Source organism: Sphingopyxis sp. NFH-91 (genome assembly GCF_021401285.1).
Classification (GTDB): Bacteria; Pseudomonadota; Alphaproteobacteria; order Sphingomonadales; family Sphingomonadaceae; genus Sphingopyxis; species Sphingopyxis terrae_A.
Genome location: NZ_JACBGA010000005.1, coordinates 310,886 through 325,119 on the forward strand (window position 1 = coordinate 310,886; position 14,234 = coordinate 325,119).

A 14,234-nucleotide genomic window follows, 5' to 3' on the forward strand; every position below is an offset into this window, starting at 1 on the left:
CTCTTTTGCGTTTGCGCTGCGTTTGTCGAAACACCGCATTTTCGTCGGATGCCCGATAAAGACAAGGACGGCCCTTAGACAAGCTCGGGGGCGAACGGGAATTGGAGTCAGGAGAAATCCGCGATGTTGAAATTGGCCGCGAAAGCCGCCGCGAGCGCCTCGGGGGTCAGCGGGTCAAGGTGGGGGAGGCGGCCGAGACGCTTTGCGCCCGATAGTGCCGCGATGATCGCTTCGCTGTCGGGGGCCGCCTCGCCGACAAAGGCGATCCCGTGGATGGGGACGTGGCGGGCCTTCAGCGCCTCGATCGTGAGCAGGCTGTGGTTGATCGTGCCGAGCGCGGTGCGCGCGCAGACGATCACCGGAATCTGCCAGCGCGCGAACAGGTCGGCGTAGAGCATCGTGCGGGTGACGGGGACGAGCGCGCCGCCCGCGCCTTCGATCAACAGGTCGCCGGGCGGCGGGGCGAGCGCGTCGGCGTCGATGGTCACGCCGTCGATTTCGGCGGCAAGGTGCGGCGAGGCGGGGGTGACGAGGCGCCAGGCTTCGGGATGGACGCGAACGCCGGCGAGGCGCGCGACGGCTTCGCTGTCGGTCTCCTCTTCGAGCCCCGACTGGATCGGCTTCCAGTAGGGCAGGCCGAGCGCGCCCGCGAGCGCGGCCGAAAAGACAGTCTTGCCGATGCCGGTATCGGTGCCGGTGACGACGAAGCGGGTCATGCCGCCGCCATCGCCGCCGACAGCGCATCGACCATCGCGTCGATGTCGCGGGTCGAGACGTTGAGGGTGATCGCGATGCGCAGCCGCGCCGTGCCCTGCGGTACCGTCGGCGGGCGGATGCCACGGATGTCGAAGCCCTCGGCCTGCAGCATGGCGGCGATCCGCATCGTGCGGGCGTTGTCGCCGATGACGACGGGGATGATCTGGCTGCCGCTCGGCGCGATGCCGAGCGCCGCGAGCCGCTTTTCGGCGTGGCGGACGAGCCCCGAGAGCCGCGCCGCGCGCTCGGGCTGTTCGGCGACGATTTCGAGCGCCTGGCGGACGAGCCATGCCATGAGCGGCGAGGGCGCGGTCGAGAAGATGAAGGGACGGCCGCGGTTGACGAGGAAGTCGCGCACGATCGCGGGGCCGCAGAGCAACGCGCCCTCGCAGCCCAGCGCCTTGCCGCAGGTGTGGAGCGTGATCAGATTGGCCCGCGGCGCGAGCGCGTGGGCAAGCCCCTGTCCTGCCGGGCCATAGACGCCCGTCGCATGCGCTTCGTCGACGATCAGCACCGCGTCGTGGCAGTCGGCGAGGACGGCGAGATCGGCGAGCGGGGCCCTGTCCCCGTCCATCGAATAGAGGCTTTCGACCGCGATCCATGGCGTGCCGGTACCGCCGCCCGCGCGCCAGCGGAGGATCGCGTCTTCAAAGGCTTGCGGGTCGTTGTGCGCAGCCGCCGTGCGCTCGGCGCGGCCGAGATTCATCCCGTCGTGCGCGCTCGCATGGATCAGCGCGTCGTGGACGATCAGGTCGCCGCGCTGCGGCAGCGTCGCGAACAGCGCGGCGTTGGCGGCGAAGCCGGTGGGGAAGAAGAGCGCCGCCTCGGTGCCATAGTGGCGCGCCGCATGCGCCTCGAGCGCTTCATGCTCGGCATGGTTGCCGCGCAGCAGCCGTGAGCCGCCCGAGCCAGCCGGAATGCCGCGCGCGGCGCCCTGCGCCAATGCTTCGGCGAGCGCGTAGGAACCCGCGAGCGCGAGATAGTCGTTCGAGGCGAAATCGATCCCGGCGCGCGGCGCGAGCGCGCGGCGGCGGTCGGCGGCGGCGAGGGCTTCGAGGTCGGCACGGTGGGCGTGAAAGGGATCAGGCCGTGGGGGCAAGGATGATAATCTCCCAACAGGAAAATTCGCTCGCCCCGAGCCTGTCGAAGGGCGGTTCTATTCTTCGACGATGGAAGAAGGACGAACGGTGCTTCGACAGGCTCAGCACGAGCGGAAAGAGAGGGAACGCTTTCCCCCGTCGCCGATCAGTTGACCGCCTTGTCGACCAGCTTGTTCTTGGCGATCCACGGCATCATCGCGCGCAGTTGGGCGCCGGTCTGTTCGATCGGATGCGCTGCGGCGGCCTTGCGGCTGGCTTTGAGTTCGGGCTGGCCGGCCTGGTTGTCGAGGACGAAATCCTTGACGAAGCGGCCCGAGGTGATGTCGGCAAGGACGCGCTTCATTTCGGCCTTGGTCTCGTCGGTGATGATGCGCGGACCCGTCTTGATGTCGCCATATTCGGCGGTGTTCGAGATCGAATAGCGCATATTCGCGATGCCGCCTTCATAGAGGAGATCGACGATCAGCTTGGTTTCGTGGAGGCATTCGAAATAGGCCATTTCGGGGGCGTAGCCCGCCTCGACGAGCGTTTCGAAACCCGCCTGGATGAGGTGGGTGATGCCGCCGCACAGCACCGCCTGTTCGCCGAAAAGATCGGTTTCACACTCTTCCTTGAAGGTCGTTTCGATGATGCCGCTGCGGCCGCCGCCGACGGCGGAGGCGTAGCTGAGGGCGAGCGCCTTGGCGTGGCCGTTACCGCTGTTGCCCGATGCTTCCTGCGCAACCGCGATCAGGCAGGGAACGCCGCCGCCCTTCTGATATTCGCTGCGCACCGTGTGGCCGGGGCCCTTGGGCGCGACCATGAAGACGTCGATGTCGGGGCGCGCCTCGATGAGGCCGAAATGGATGTTGAGGCCGTGCGCAAAGGCGAGCGCGGCACCGGGCTTCAGATTGTCGGCGAGATCGTCGTAATAAATCCTTGCCTGATGCTCGTCGGGCGCCGCGATCATGATGACGTCGGCCCAGGCGGCGGCTTCCTTGTTCGACAGGACGCGGAAGCCGGCGCCTTCGGCCTTCTTCGCGGTTGCCGAGCCGGGGCGCAGCGCGATCGCGACATCCTTGACGCCGCTGTCGCGCAGGTTCTGCGCATGGGCGTGGCCCTGGCTGCCATAGCCCAGGATGGCGACCTTCTTGTTCTTGATCAGATCCTGGTCGGCGTCGCGATCGTAGTAAACCTGCATTTTCTTCTTCCCCATAGTGTGTCCCCGCGAAGGCGGGGACCCATTTGACGTTGACTGGACCCCCGCCTTCGCGGGGGAACGCGAAAGTGAAACTAGAGCGCCTCCGGCCCGCGGGCGATGGCGACGATGCCGGTGCGGCCGACCTCGACCAGACCGCATTCGCGCATCAGCGCGATGAAACGGTCGACCTTGTCGCTGTTGCCGGTGATTTCGAAAATGAAGCTCGTCAGCGTCGTGTCGACGACCTTGGCGCGGAAGACGTCGGCAAGGCGCAGCGCCTCGATGCGCTTTTCGCCGGTGCCGGCGACCTTCACCAGCGCGATCTCGCGTTCGACATGCGCGCCCTGATCGGTGAGGTCGGTGACCTGATGCACCGGCACCAGCCGGTCGAGCTGCGCGATGATCTGGTCGATCACCGCGGGCGGACCCGAGGTGACGATGGTGATCCGCGACAGCGCATGATCGGCGCTGATGTCGGCGACGGTCAGGCTTTCGATATTATATCCGCGCGCCGAGAAGAGCCCGGTGATCTTGGCGAGGATGCCCGCCTCGTTATCGACGGTGACGGCGAGCACGTGGCGCTCGCCCGTTTCGGTGGTGATTTTCATCGTTATTCCTTCCCCTCCCGCTTGCGGGAGGGGATCGAGGGGTGGGTGCGAGCGCATCGAGCAGGCGGCGTTGCGGTGCCCACCCCGCTGCGGCGAGCGAACAAGTTCGCAAGCCTTGCTGCCCCTCCCGCAGGCGGGAGGGGATGAAGAGCGTCTGCCATCATCACACCAGCGCTTTCGCTTCGTCGTCCATCGTCCCGGTGACGTCGCTCGGCTGGAGGATCATGTCGGTGTGCGCCGCGCCCGACGGGATCATCGGGAAGCAGTTGGCGAGCTTGGCGACGCGGCAGTCGACGATCACCGGACCCGGCGTCTCGATCATCTGCCGGATGCCGTCCTCAAGCTCGCCTAGCGTGTCGATCCTGAGGCCGGTCCAGCCATAGGCGGCGGCCAGTTTCACGAAATCGGGCAGGCTGTCCGAATAGCTGTTCGAATAGCGGCTTTCGTAGGTCAGTTCCTGCCACTGGCGGACCATCCCCATCCATTCATTGTTGAGGATGAAGATCTTCACCGGCAGGCGGTACTGGCTGACCGTGCCCATTTCCTGGATGTTCATCTGCAGCGAGGCTTCGCCCGCGATGCAGACGACGAGGCGGTTCGGGTGCGCGATCTGTGCGCCGACGGCGGCGGGAAAGCCGTAGCCCATCGTGCCGAGCCCGCCAGAGGTGAGCCAGCGGTTGGGCGCGGCAAAGCCGAAATGCTGCGCCGCCCACATCTGGTGCTGGCCGACCTCGGTCGTGATGATGGGATCGCGGCCGCGGGTCGCGTCGAAGAGCGCCTTGACCGCGCGCTGCGGCATGATTTCGGCGCCCGCGTCCTTTTTTTCGGGGAAGTCGAGGCAGCGCGTCGCGCGCCAGCCGTCGATGCGGCGCCACCATTCGCCAAGGTCGCGCGCCTTGTGGCCCTTGTCGGCCCAGGCCGCGATCAGCGCGTCGAGCGCGCGGCCGGCATCGCCGACGACAGCGATGTCAACCGGGACGATCTTGTTGATCGAGCTGCGGTCGATGTCGATGTGGATCTTCTTCGCCTCGGGCGCGAAGGCGTCGAGGCGGCCGGTGACGCGGTCGTCGAAGCGCGCGCCGACCGCTATGATGAGGTCGGCGCGGTTCATCGCCATGTTCGATTCATAGGTGCCGTGCATGCCGAGCATGCCGAGCCATTTCGGATCGTCCGACGGGAAGGCGCCCAGCCCCATCAGGGTCGAGGTGATCGGTGCGCCGGTCAGGCTGACGAGCTGGCGCAGCGCCGCGCTGGCGTCGGGGCCGGCGTTGATGACGCCGCCGCCGGTATAGAAGATCGGGCGTTCGGCCGCGGCGATCATGCCGATCGCCTGCGCGATGGCGCCGGCATCGGGTTCGACCTGCGGACGATAGCTTTGATGCTCGATCTTTTCGGGCACGCTATAGCTGCCCGTCGCGACCTGAACATTTTTCGGAATGTCGATGACGACGGGGCCGGGGCGGCCGTGCGTCGCGATGTAGAAAGCCTCGTGAATCACGGCGCCCAGCCGGTCGGGGTCCATGACCAGATAATTATGCTTGGTGCAGTGGCGCGTGATGCCGACCGTGTCGCATTCCTGAAAGGCGTCGGTGCCGATCAGCGTCGTCGGCACCTGACCCGTCAGCACGACCATCGGGATCGAATCGAGCAGCGCGTCGGTGATGCCGGTGACGGCGTTGGTCGCGCCGGGCCCCGAGGTGACGAGCACGACCCCGGGCTTGCCGGTCGAGCGCGCATAGCCCTCTGCCGCGTGGGTCGCGGCCTGTTCGTGGCGAACGAGGACATGCTTGATCGAGGGATGATTGAAGAGGGCGTCGTAGATCGGAAGTACCGCGCCGCCCGGATAGCCGAACACCGTATCGACCCCGAGGTCGACCAGCGCCTGAACCACCATGTCGGCACCACTCATTTCCTTCACGACATGCGCTCCTTTCTTCGTGCGGCCCGATGCTGGGCGCAGCCTGTCCGCGGCCTTGTTGCGCCGCAGCAGGCAGCGGGCAATAGGTATATGATTCTATCCTGTCAACAGTCTATCACGTAATAATATTGCGATTTGATTGATAGAATCGATGGATAATGACTCTTCGTGGCGCGGCCATCCGGCGGGGGGCTGGTGGCGGAACCAGGTATATTGCCGCTTCGCATATTGGCGGGTCGCCGCTTGCGCCGCCTCGAGCGCCGTCTCGCGGCTGCTTTCGCCGCGGACATGCGCCGCGACCTGCGGCACGCCGATCGCGCGCATGACAGGCAGATCGGGGTCGAGCCCGCGCGCGAGCAGCGCGCTGACCTCCTCGATCGCGCCGCCGTCGAACATACGCACAAGGCGGGTGTCGCAGCGCTCGCGCAGCCAGTCGCGCGGCGGCAGCAGAATGAGCGGCACCAGCGTGATCGCCTCGGCGATGCCGCCGCTGCGTTCCTGTTGCCACGCAGCGAGCGTCCGGCCGGTCGCGCGCACCACCTCGAGCGCGCGCGCGATGCGGGTCGTGTCGGCAGGATTGAGCCGGGCGGCAGCGGCGGGATCGGCTTTGGCGAGCGCGGCATAAGCGTCGGCGACGGGCACGGCGCGCACTGCTTCGCGAATATCCGGGTCGATTTCGGGCACCGGGGCGATGCCGTCGAGCAGCGTGCGCAGATAGAGGCCGGTGCCGCCGACGAGGATGGGAACCTTCCCCGCGGCGTGCGCGTGGGACAGGGTGCGGCGCGCTTCTTCGGCCCAACGCGCCGCATTGTGGGCGTACCCGCCATCGACATGACCGAAGAGGCGATGCGGGATGCCGGCCATCTCCGCCGCGTCCGGCCGTGCCGAGAGGAGGGGGATGTCCACATAAACCTGACTCGCGTCGGCGTTGACGACCTCTGCGTCGCCGAGCGCCTGGGCGAGGGCGACCGCCAATGCGCTCTTGCCGCTGGCGGTGGGGCCAGCGATAAGCGCCACCGGTGGACGGTGCGTGAAGGAAGAAGAAGGAGATGCCATGTTCGTTGCAACGCTGATAGCAGCCGGGAAGCTGACGGGCGAGGTGGTCCGCGAAGCGATCGACCGTCTCGATGCGACAGGACATGAGGTGGGCGCGCCGCACTGGATCGACGAGGGCGACGCGGCGGACATCTTCTTTCAGGGCAGTCTGGTCAGCGCGCGCGCCGAACTGGCAAAAATGGATCATGGCGCGCTCGACGTCGTCGTCCAGCCGCTTGGCGACCGGACGAAGAAGCTGATCATCGCCGACATGGATTCGACAATGATCACCGTCGAATGCATCGACGAACTGGCCGACTATGCCGGGATCAAGCCGCAGATCGCCGCGATCACCGAACGCGCGATGCGCGGCGAACTAGATTTTCGCGCCGCGCTGATCGAGCGCGTCGGGCTGCTCCGCGGCATGGCCGAGGCGACGATCGCCGAATGCCGGGCGGAACGCGTCAGACTGACCCGCGGTGCGCGCACGCTGGTCCAGACGATGAAGGCGAATGGCGCCTGGTCGGTGCTGGTGTCGGGCGGTTTCCTGCCCTTTGCCGCGCCGGTTGCCGAAGCGATCGGCTTCGACAAGGTGGTCGCGAACGAGTTGGAGATCGCCGGCGGCAAGCTGACCGGCAAGGTTGCCGAACCGATCGTCGACAGCTCGGCGAAGCTCGAAACGCTGCGCGCCGAGGCCGCGGCGCGCGGGCTGACGCTGGGCGACACGCTGGCGGTCGGCGACGGCGCGAACGATATTCCGATGATCACGTCGGCGGGGCTCGGGATCGGCTATCACCCGCATCCCGCCGCCGCCGCGGCCGCCGATGCGGCGATCCGCCACCACGACCTGACCGCGCTTTTGTGGGCGCAGGGCTATGCGCGGCGCCAGTGGGTGATGGGATAGGCGATGCTGCGCGCGGCGGGGGCGGGCCTTGCCATGCTGGCGCTGTCCGCCTGCGCGGGCGGCCAATATCGCCCGGTGGCCGATACTCCGGTGCGGATCGGCAAGCCCTATGCGGTCCGCGGAACGACCTATGTCCCCGCCGCCGCGCCTGCCTATGACGCCGTCGGCTATGCGAGCTGGTACGGCAGCGAATCGGGCAATCGCACCGCAAATGGCGAGAAATTCCGGCCCGGCTGGATCACCGCCGCGCATACCACGCTGCCCCTGCCGACCTATGTCGAGGTGACGGCGCTCGACAGCGGGCGGCGGATCGTCGTGCGCGTCAACGACCGCGGGCCGTTCGCCGGCGGCGGGCGCATCATCGACCTGTCGAAAGGCGCCGCCGAAGCTCTCGGCGCGCACCGCCATGGCGTGGTGCCGGTGCGCGTGCGGCGGGTCGAACCGTCCGACGAGGATCGCGCTCGGCTGCGCAAGGGCAAGCCGGCGGCGGCGCTCGCCCCCTTGCCACCGCGCGAGCTGGCGGCGCTGCGCGCGCGGCTGGCGGCGGGGGAGCGCTGAGGCGAAAGAGGGCGGCGGGCGTCAGTCGCAGGCGCGGTGGAGCTTGACCGCGAGCCACGCCGAGATCAGGCACATGACCGCGCTCATCAACAGCTGATCGACGACGCCGACGCCCGCGAAGCCGAGCCCGATAGCGAGCAGCGAGCCCGCGACCATCGCGCCCGAATTGACGATATTGTTCGCCGCGACGGTGCGCGCGGTCTGGTCCTTGGGCACGGTGGTGGTCAGGAAGGCATAGAGCGGCACGACGAACATGCCGCCGCTGATCGCGATGCCCATCAGGCTGGCGAGCAGCGGGATGACATCGGCGTGGTTTAAAAAGCCGCCGATGCCGTAGAGCGTGCCCGCGGGATCCTGCTCCCAGTTGCGGCAGACGAAATAGAAGGCGACGACGAACGCGCCCATCACGACGACGCTCGCCGGGCTGTAGCGCGCCGATACCTCGCCCTTGAGCAGCCGGTTGACCGCGACCGAGCCGATCGCGATGCCGATCGAGAAGACCGCGAGGAACAGGCTCGCGACGCTCTTGTCGGCGTGGAGGATATTCTTCACCAGCGGCGGGAACTGGATGAACAGCACCGCGCCAATCGTCCAGAAGAAGCTGATCGACAGGATCGCGAGATAGAGCCGCTTGATATGCATCGTGCCGCGCACCAGCGCGATCGACGAGCGGACGATGTGCCAGTCGATCCCCGTTTCCTCGTGCTGCGGCGGCGCGGGCGGCACCTTGCGCCCGGTCCAGTAGCCGATGAAGGCGACGAGCACGACGCCGAGCGCCGCCCATTCGACGTCGATGATACCTGCGAGGATCGTGCCCGCGAGGATCGCGATATAGGTGCCGGCCTCGACCAGCCCGGTGCCGCCCAGCACCTCGTCGCTTTCCAGATGCTGCGGCAGGATCGCATATTTGATCGGACCGAAGAAGGTCGAGTGGATGCCCATCGAAAACAGCGCCAGCATCATCAGCGGAATGGCGACCAGATGCACCGCCCAGCCCATCCATGCGAGGACGAGCCCGGTGCCGCCGACCGCCATGATGAGGATTTCGCAGAATTTGACGATGCGGATGATCATCGCCTTGTCGCGCGTGTCGGCAAGCTGCCCGGCGAGCGCCGACAGGAGGAAGAAGGGCAGGATGAACAGCCCGGTCGCGACCGCGCTGAACAGCGTTTCGGACGCTTCGTCGTTGAAGACGCCGTAGACGACGAACAGCACCATCGCATTCTTGAACAGATTGTCGTTGAACGCGCCGAGCAATTGCGTGACGAACAGGGGAAGGAACCGGCGTTGCTTCAAAAGCGCAAAGGATCCGGTCATTGAAATTCCATCATTGCAGTCCGACATAGCGACCCGGCCGCGCCAAAGGGGCAATTCGGTTGTCGCCCGGGGGGCTTATCGGTTAGGGCTTGGACGGTCAAAGCCCATTTTGGAACTTTCGCGCGATCAGGGGTCATGCTCAGCCTACCGAACATCTTGACGCTTTCGCGCATCCTGACGGTTCCGATCCTGCTGGCGCTGCTGTGGCCGGGCGCGCGCGAGGGGACGCACCAGCCGGCGCCGCTCTATTATGCGCTGGCCTTCGTCCTCTACTGCCTGATGGGCATCACCGATTATTTCGACGGCTATGTTGCCCGCGCGCGCGGCACCGTGTCGCGGCTCGGCGCCTTCCTCGATCCCATCGCCGACAAGATCATGATCGCGGCGGTGATCCTGCTGCTCGTCTTCACGCGCGACATCACCGGCATCCACGTCATCGCCGCGCTCGTCATTCTGCTGCGCGAGATCATCGTGTCGGGACTGCGCGAATTCCTCGCGACCTTGCAGGTGTCGATGCCGGTCACCCGGCTCGCCAAATGGAAGACGACCTTTCAGCTTGTCTCGTTCGGCGCGCTGATCCTGGCGGGCGCGCTGCCCGCTATGGAATGGGTCCGCAGCGTCGGCCTGGCGACCCTGTGGGGCGCGGCGGTGCTGACGATGATCACCGGCTGGGATTATCTGCGCGTCGGCCTGAGGCATATGGACTGACGCCGGTGGCGCTGCAGCTCGCCTATTTCGCATGGGTGCGCGAACGCATGGGATGCGGCGAGGAGCAGGTCGAACCGCCCGCCAATGTCGCGACCGCGTCCGACCTGATCGCATGGCTCGCCGCGCGCGACGACCGCGGCGCCCGGGCCTTTGCCGATCCGGCGCGGATTCGCGTCGCGATCGACGGCCAGATGATGGGCAATGACGCGGCGCTTGCCGGCGCCCAAGACGTCGCGTTGTTCCCGCCGGTGACGGGCGGATGATCCGCGTCGTCGTCCAGGACGCGGCGATCGACTTTGCGACCGAGACCGACCGCCACGACGCGGGCGGGCACGGCGCTACCGCTAGCTTCGTCGGCCGGGTGCGCGGCGACGACGGCGTGATCCAATTGTTCCTCGAACATCACCCCCAAATGACCGAGCGCGGCCTCGCCGACCTGGCGCACGCCGCCGCGGACCGCTGGCGGCTGCCGGCGCTGACGCTGATCCACCGCGTCGGCGCGATGGCGCCGGGCGAGGCGATCGTGCTCGTCCTCGCCAGCAGCCCGCACCGCGCCGAAGCGCTCGCTGCCTGCACCTTTCTGATCGACCGGCTGAAGACCGACGTCATGCTGTGGAAGCGCGAGACGCTGGCTGACGGCGCCGTCCGCTGGGTCGAACCCCGCGCGGCCGATCAAGAGCGCGCGGAGGGCTGGGATTAGGGAGCGGGCGGAAGGGACGGTTTGGGATGGTTAGCTGCTTCACGGGCCGCGACCACCATAGACCCCCCATATCTTCGAGACCGCCCCGTTCTCGGCCTCCCAGCCGACATTCCATATGTTTGAGACGATCAGCTTCTTCTCTACGAATGTGGCGAACCGACCATGTGGCCCCTCTTTGATTGAGAAACCTTGTCGCTCCAACTCCTCGATGATGGCGTTTTCAGCAGTGCCGAGGGGGAAGCGAGCTTTCAGCCTCGCATCGAAGATCGGCTCACCCTCGGCGTATGTTGCTGGGAGATCTCGCGTGATCTCCGGGATTCGCTCGATCCCGCTCGCGATAACACAGGTGATCACGATGGACGCCGCGAGCAAAGAAAAGGCCGAAATCATAAGCCGCATCGGGCGTTCGATAATCAATATTCGCCGCGACTGCCATGGGGTCGTTAGCGATCGTTCGATCGCCGGGGACCAATATATCGACGCGGGACTTTCATAAGATTATAAATGGGGCCGCTGCCGGCCGGGCGCTTTACTGCTGCGCGCCCTGGCGCGGTTGCGGTCTGTCGGTCAATTTGCCCGGTGTTTGCGGAAAATGTCGGCGAGCATGCGGAATTCGTCGGCGCGCGGGCTGCCCTTGCGCCAGACGAGGGCGATGGTGCGCCAGTCGTGGTCGGAATCGAGCGGGCGGGTGTCGATGTCGGTGTGGTCGAGTATGCCCGCCTCGATCGCCATCTGCGGCAACATGGTGATACCCAGCCCGTTGTCGACCATCTGCACGAGCGTATGGAGCGAAGTGCCCATCATGCGTGCGCCCGCGCGCAGTTCGGGGCGGTTGCACGCCGCAAGGGCGTGGTCTTTGAGGCAGTGGCCGTCCTCGAGCATCAGCATCTGCGCGGGGTCGATCTGGTCGGCGCTGACCATTGCGGGAAGTTCCTCCGACTGATCGCCGGGGAAGGCGACGAACAGCGCGTCGTCGAACAGCGCCTCGCTCTCCACATCGCCGCAGGCGTAGGGCAGGGCGAGCAGCACGCAATCGACCTGGCCGTGGTGCAGCGATTCACACGCCTGCGCGCTCGGCTCTTCGCGCAGGAACAGCTTGAGCGACGGGCGTTCCTTGCGCAGCCGCGGCAACAGGTCGGGCAGCAGGAAAGGCGCGATCGTCGGGATCACGCTCATCCGCAATTCGCCCACTAGCGGCGCCGAGGCGGCGGCGGCCATGTCGGCAAGCTCCTCCGCCTCGCGCAGCACCCGGTGCGCCTTTTCGACGATCGCGTCGCCGAGCCCGGTAAAGCGGACGACGCGGCGGGTGCGTTCGACGAGGGTCTGGCCGAGCAGGGTTTCCAGCTCGCGGATGCCCGCCGACAGCGTCGACTGGGTGACGTTGCAGGCATCGGCGGCGCGGCCGAAATGGCCATGCTCGTGCAGCGCGACGAGATATTGCATCTGCTTTAGCGAGGGCAGGTAATATTGCATTGATCGAATATAGCAATCGGATTGGTAATTTCGAGTGACTTCGTCGATTATATGCGTCGCGGTCGCATGAGAGGAAGGCAAGGGGACCGAGCCGATGGCAGACGAAGGTGGACGACGAAGACGGGGCGCTGGGGTCGGGGAGCTAAGGCGCATGGACAAAAACCAACCTCATGGAGCGTCCGCTTTCGCGAATGTTCGGCGTCGAGCTGAATGAGCGGGATGGGATGGGGAGCTGAAAGGCTGCTCTGCGTCTTCTATATGCAAATGCTGCCGGGATTTGGCTACAAGTATCCGATGGTGCCACGACTTAATAATTATCAGCCAAGCTAGAATTAACGCAGTCATAGGAAATTTGCACAAGGGTAGCGCTGAAGAAGGGGTGGGAGCAAGAAATGTCATTCCGCAGGATCGCAGAGATCGTTGTTATTGCGGCGACGACAACGGCCTCGCCAGCTTTTTGCCAGGACGCGGATGTCTCGTCGAACGAGCCAATCCGCACCATTTCGGCAGTGGTCGAATCAGATGCGAAAGCAGCTATTTCAGGGATCAACACGTTCTCGCTTGACCTTTATCGGCGCACGCTGACCGCTGATGAAAACCATTTCCTTTCGCCCGCCAGCGTTTCGGTTGCCATAGGTCTTGCCTATCGCGGCGCGCGCGGTACGACGGCGGGGGAGCTTGAGAAGACATTCCATTTCACCAAGCCGCCGTGGGACTATCTGCGTGCCAACGGGCAAGTGCTTGACACGATGACTTTTTCCGGACCGCGACGCGAACTACGAACGGCGAATGCCGTCTGGTTGCAGGACGAGATGCACCTTCTGCCCGAGTATGAGAAGGACGTGACGGCTTTTGCGCAGGCAGGGTTGCAGCGTGTGAACTTTCGCGGAGGAGCGAATGCCGCGCGCATCCAGATCAATAGCTGGATTGCAGAAAGCACTCGGGGCAAGATCAAAGACCTGCTGCTGCCGGACGACATCACAAAACGAACTCGCGCGATCCTCGTCAATGCCATCTACTGGAAGGGCGCATGGGCTGGCGCTTTCGATAAAAAGCAGACAAAAACGGAGCCTTTCACGCAATTGAGTGGCGATCAGGTTTCCACGCCGCTCATGCGCCAGCAGTCCAACTTTCGACTGATCGAGCGGGGCGGCTTCAAGGCGATCTCGCTGCCGTACGTGGGTCACGAAGTCGAAATGGTTGTGTTTCTGCCCAATTCGGCAAAGGGCCTGCCGAAATTCGAAGAAGAGCTTACCGCCGCTGATCTCGCAAATTGGCTTACCGACCTCGCCAACGCCGAGCGGCGCGAAACCATCCTGACGATACCCAAGATGCATGTAGAATTGCGGCAGGACCTCAAGAATTCTCTTATCTCCATGGGCGCACCCACAGCATTTTCAGACGATGCCGACTTTTCGGGAATGGCCACAATTCCATACCCCGGCGAGGTTCCCGAAGCCGTCGGACTGAAAATCGCTCGCGTCATTCACAAGACATATCTTGATGTGGACGAGGTCGGTGCGGAGGCTGCGGTCGCCACTGCGGTCGGGGATATCGTCGTCTCCAGCGCCCGAAGGGAACCACCTCCGCCGCCGTTCATATTCCGGGCGGACAAGCCGTTCTTTTTCCTGCTGCGCGACCTACGGACTGGTTTGATCCTGTTCATGGGACGCTATGTGAAAACCCAAGCGGAGCGTCCGCTCGGCGACTAGGGATTCAGGCCTCCGGCCACACGATATTCAAGCACCGCGATGCCCCCCCGGGGCGTCAACGTATGACGGCTATTGGCGCACCCTCGTCTCGATTGGAATGGCCTAAGATCGGTCGATACTGTTGAAAAAGTCCGAAAGGGGTTTGGTCGTGTCCCAAGGGGTGGTGTAGGAAGGTTTCCCTGAAGGGGTGGCCACCGTCGATCTTCTGGTAGGGTTCGGATGCGAACTCGAACCTGGAGAAGAAGACGATGACCGACGACAGAAT

16 protein-coding genes are annotated in these 14,234 nt (G+C 65.3%); 6 read left to right on the forward strand and 10 right to left on the reverse strand.

The features are described from left to right. Nucleotides 1-107 precede the first annotated feature (107 nt). The 6 genes from bioD to miaA all read right to left on the reverse strand — a co-directional run bounded on the left by bioD (nt 108) and on the right by miaA (nt 6,618). Nucleotides 108-716, reverse strand: a complete 609-nt coding sequence (gene bioD, locus L0963_RS13355) for a dethiobiotin synthase (RefSeq protein WP_062902703.1) — start codon at nt 714-716, stop codon at nt 108-110. Beyond that, nucleotides 713-1,855, reverse strand: a complete 1,143-nt coding sequence (locus L0963_RS13360) for an 8-amino-7-oxononanoate synthase (RefSeq protein WP_234179961.1) — start codon at nt 1,853-1,855, stop codon at nt 713-715. Before L0963_RS13360 ends, bioD begins: the two co-directional genes overlap by 4 nt. Before the next feature lie 146 nt (nt 1,856-2,001). After that, the gene (gene ilvC, locus L0963_RS13365) at nt 2,002-3,036 is read right to left on the reverse strand and encodes a ketol-acid reductoisomerase (protein WP_062903244.1); all 1,035 of its coding nucleotides are present in this window, start codon (nt 3,034-3,036) and stop codon (nt 2,002-2,004) included. Nucleotides 3,037-3,128: 92 nt separating this feature from the next. Beyond that, the gene (gene ilvN / locus L0963_RS13370) at nt 3,129-3,644 is read right to left on the reverse strand and encodes an acetolactate synthase small subunit (RefSeq protein ID WP_062902701.1); all 516 of its coding nucleotides are present in this window, start codon (nt 3,642-3,644) and stop codon (nt 3,129-3,131) included. A 163-nt stretch (nt 3,645-3,807) separates the two neighbouring features. Next, nucleotides 3,808-5,562: a biosynthetic-type acetolactate synthase large subunit gene (gene ilvB / locus L0963_RS13375; RefSeq protein WP_234179963.1), complete on the reverse strand. Its 1,755-nt coding sequence runs from the start codon at nt 5,560-5,562 to the stop codon at nt 3,808-3,810. Between the two features lie 96 nt (nt 5,563-5,658). Further along, nucleotides 5,659-6,618, reverse strand: coding sequence for a tRNA (adenosine(37)-N6)-dimethylallyltransferase MiaA (miaA, locus tag L0963_RS13380; protein WP_234179965.1), 960 nt, complete (start codon nt 6,616-6,618; stop codon nt 5,659-5,661). Here miaA and serB point away from each other — a divergent pair. Both serB and L0963_RS13390 read left to right on the forward strand, forming a co-directional pair. Further along, nucleotides 6,617-7,501 carry a phosphoserine phosphatase SerB gene (serB, locus tag L0963_RS13385; protein ID WP_062902699.1) on the forward strand — a complete coding sequence of 295 codons (885 nt, stop codon included), beginning with the start codon at nt 6,617-6,619 and terminating at the stop codon, nt 7,499-7,501. The two genes, miaA and serB, sit on opposite strands and share 2 nt — an antisense overlap. Before the next feature lie 3 nt (nt 7,502-7,504). Continuing rightward, nucleotides 7,505-8,059 carry a septal ring lytic transglycosylase RlpA family protein gene (locus L0963_RS13390; protein ID WP_186402260.1) on the forward strand — a complete coding sequence of 185 codons (555 nt, stop codon included), beginning with the start codon at nt 7,505-7,507 and terminating at the stop codon, nt 8,057-8,059. A 21-nt stretch (nt 8,060-8,080) separates the two neighbouring features. Here L0963_RS13390 and L0963_RS13395 read toward each other — a convergent pair whose 3' ends face one another. Further along, entirely contained in the window at nt 8,081-9,376 is a 1,296-nt protein-coding gene (locus L0963_RS13395) for an MFS transporter (RefSeq protein WP_062902697.1), read from the reverse strand. Nucleotides 9,377-9,511: 135 nt separating this feature from the next. On the opposite strand from L0963_RS13395, the gene pgsA reads away from it, so the two are divergent. Genes pgsA through L0963_RS13410 form a run of 3 tightly spaced genes read left to right on the forward strand, consistent with a single transcriptional unit; the run spans nt 9,512 to nt 10,784 of the window. Continuing rightward, nucleotides 9,512-10,084: a CDP-diacylglycerol--glycerol-3-phosphate 3-phosphatidyltransferase gene (pgsA, locus tag L0963_RS13400; protein WP_234179967.1), complete on the forward strand. Its 573-nt coding sequence runs from the start codon at nt 9,512-9,514 to the stop codon at nt 10,082-10,084. A gap of 5 nt (nt 10,085-10,089) precedes the next feature. Next, the gene (locus tag L0963_RS13405) at nt 10,090-10,347 is read left to right on the forward strand and encodes a MoaD/ThiS family protein (RefSeq protein ID WP_217372376.1); all 258 of its coding nucleotides are present in this window, start codon (nt 10,090-10,092) and stop codon (nt 10,345-10,347) included. Beyond that, the gene (locus L0963_RS13410; RefSeq protein ID WP_062902695.1) at nt 10,344-10,784 is read left to right on the forward strand and encodes a molybdenum cofactor biosynthesis protein MoaE; all 441 of its coding nucleotides are present in this window, start codon (nt 10,344-10,346) and stop codon (nt 10,782-10,784) included. The genes L0963_RS13405 and L0963_RS13410 overlap by 4 nt, the downstream gene beginning before the upstream one ends. A gap of 39 nt (nt 10,785-10,823) precedes the next feature. Here the strand turns inward: L0963_RS13410 and L0963_RS13415 are convergent, their stop codons facing one another. Beyond that, entirely contained in the window at nt 10,824-11,183 is a 360-nt protein-coding gene (locus L0963_RS13415) for a hypothetical protein (RefSeq protein ID WP_234179969.1), read from the reverse strand. A gap of 168 nt (nt 11,184-11,351) precedes the next feature. Continuing rightward, complete coding sequence (locus tag L0963_RS13420) at nt 11,352-12,257, reverse strand: hydrogen peroxide-inducible genes activator (RefSeq protein WP_186402258.1); 906 nt, start codon at nt 12,255-12,257, stop codon at nt 11,352-11,354. A 392-nt stretch (nt 12,258-12,649) separates the two neighbouring features. On the opposite strand from L0963_RS13420, the gene L0963_RS13425 reads away from it, so the two are divergent. Beyond that, the gene (locus tag L0963_RS13425) at nt 12,650-13,969 is read left to right on the forward strand and encodes a serpin family protein (protein WP_234179971.1); all 1,320 of its coding nucleotides are present in this window, start codon (nt 12,650-12,652) and stop codon (nt 13,967-13,969) included. A gap of 55 nt (nt 13,970-14,024) precedes the next feature. On the opposite strand, the gene L0963_RS13430 is transcribed toward L0963_RS13425, so the two are convergent. Next, nucleotides 14,025-14,234: hypothetical protein (locus L0963_RS13430; RefSeq protein WP_234179973.1), on the reverse strand; the 210-nt coding region annotated here is incomplete at its 5' end.

Excerpts from the sequence above, each read along its gene's own strand:
- L0963_RS13415 (WP_234179969.1), bottom strand. The coding sequence starts at position 11,183 with ATGCGGCTTATGATTTCGGCCTTTTCTTTGCTCGCGGCGTCCATCGTG.
- L0963_RS13390 (WP_186402260.1), top strand. The coding sequence starts at position 7,505 with ATGCTGCGCGCGGCGGGGGCGGGCCTTGCCATGCTGGCGCTGTCCGCC.
- ilvN (WP_062902701.1), bottom strand. The coding sequence starts at position 3,644 with ATGAAAATCACCACCGAAACGGGCGAGCGCCACGTGCTCGCCGTCACC.
- miaA (WP_234179965.1), bottom strand. The coding sequence starts at position 6,618 with ATGGCATCTCCTTCTTCTTCCTTCACGCACCGTCCACCGGTGGCGCTT.
- L0963_RS13425 (WP_234179971.1), top strand. The coding sequence starts at position 12,650 with ATGTCATTCCGCAGGATCGCAGAGATCGTTGTTATTGCGGCGACGACA.
- pgsA (WP_234179967.1), top strand. The coding sequence starts at position 9,512 with ATGCTCAGCCTACCGAACATCTTGACGCTTTCGCGCATCCTGACGGTT.
- serB (WP_062902699.1), top strand. The coding sequence starts at position 6,617 with ATGTTCGTTGCAACGCTGATAGCAGCCGGGAAGCTGACGGGCGAGGTG.
- bioD (WP_062902703.1), bottom strand. The coding sequence starts at position 716 with ATGACCCGCTTCGTCGTCACCGGCACCGATACCGGCATCGGCAAGACT.
- L0963_RS13395 (WP_062902697.1), bottom strand. The coding sequence starts at position 9,376 with ATGACCGGATCCTTTGCGCTTTTGAAGCAACGCCGGTTCCTTCCCCTG.
- ilvC (WP_062903244.1), bottom strand. The coding sequence starts at position 3,036 with ATGCAGGTTTACTACGATCGCGACGCCGACCAGGATCTGATCAAGAAC.
- L0963_RS13420 (WP_186402258.1), bottom strand. The coding sequence starts at position 12,257 with ATGCAATATTACCTGCCCTCGCTAAAGCAGATGCAATATCTCGTCGCG.
- L0963_RS13410 (WP_062902695.1), top strand. The coding sequence starts at position 10,344 with ATGATCCGCGTCGTCGTCCAGGACGCGGCGATCGACTTTGCGACCGAG.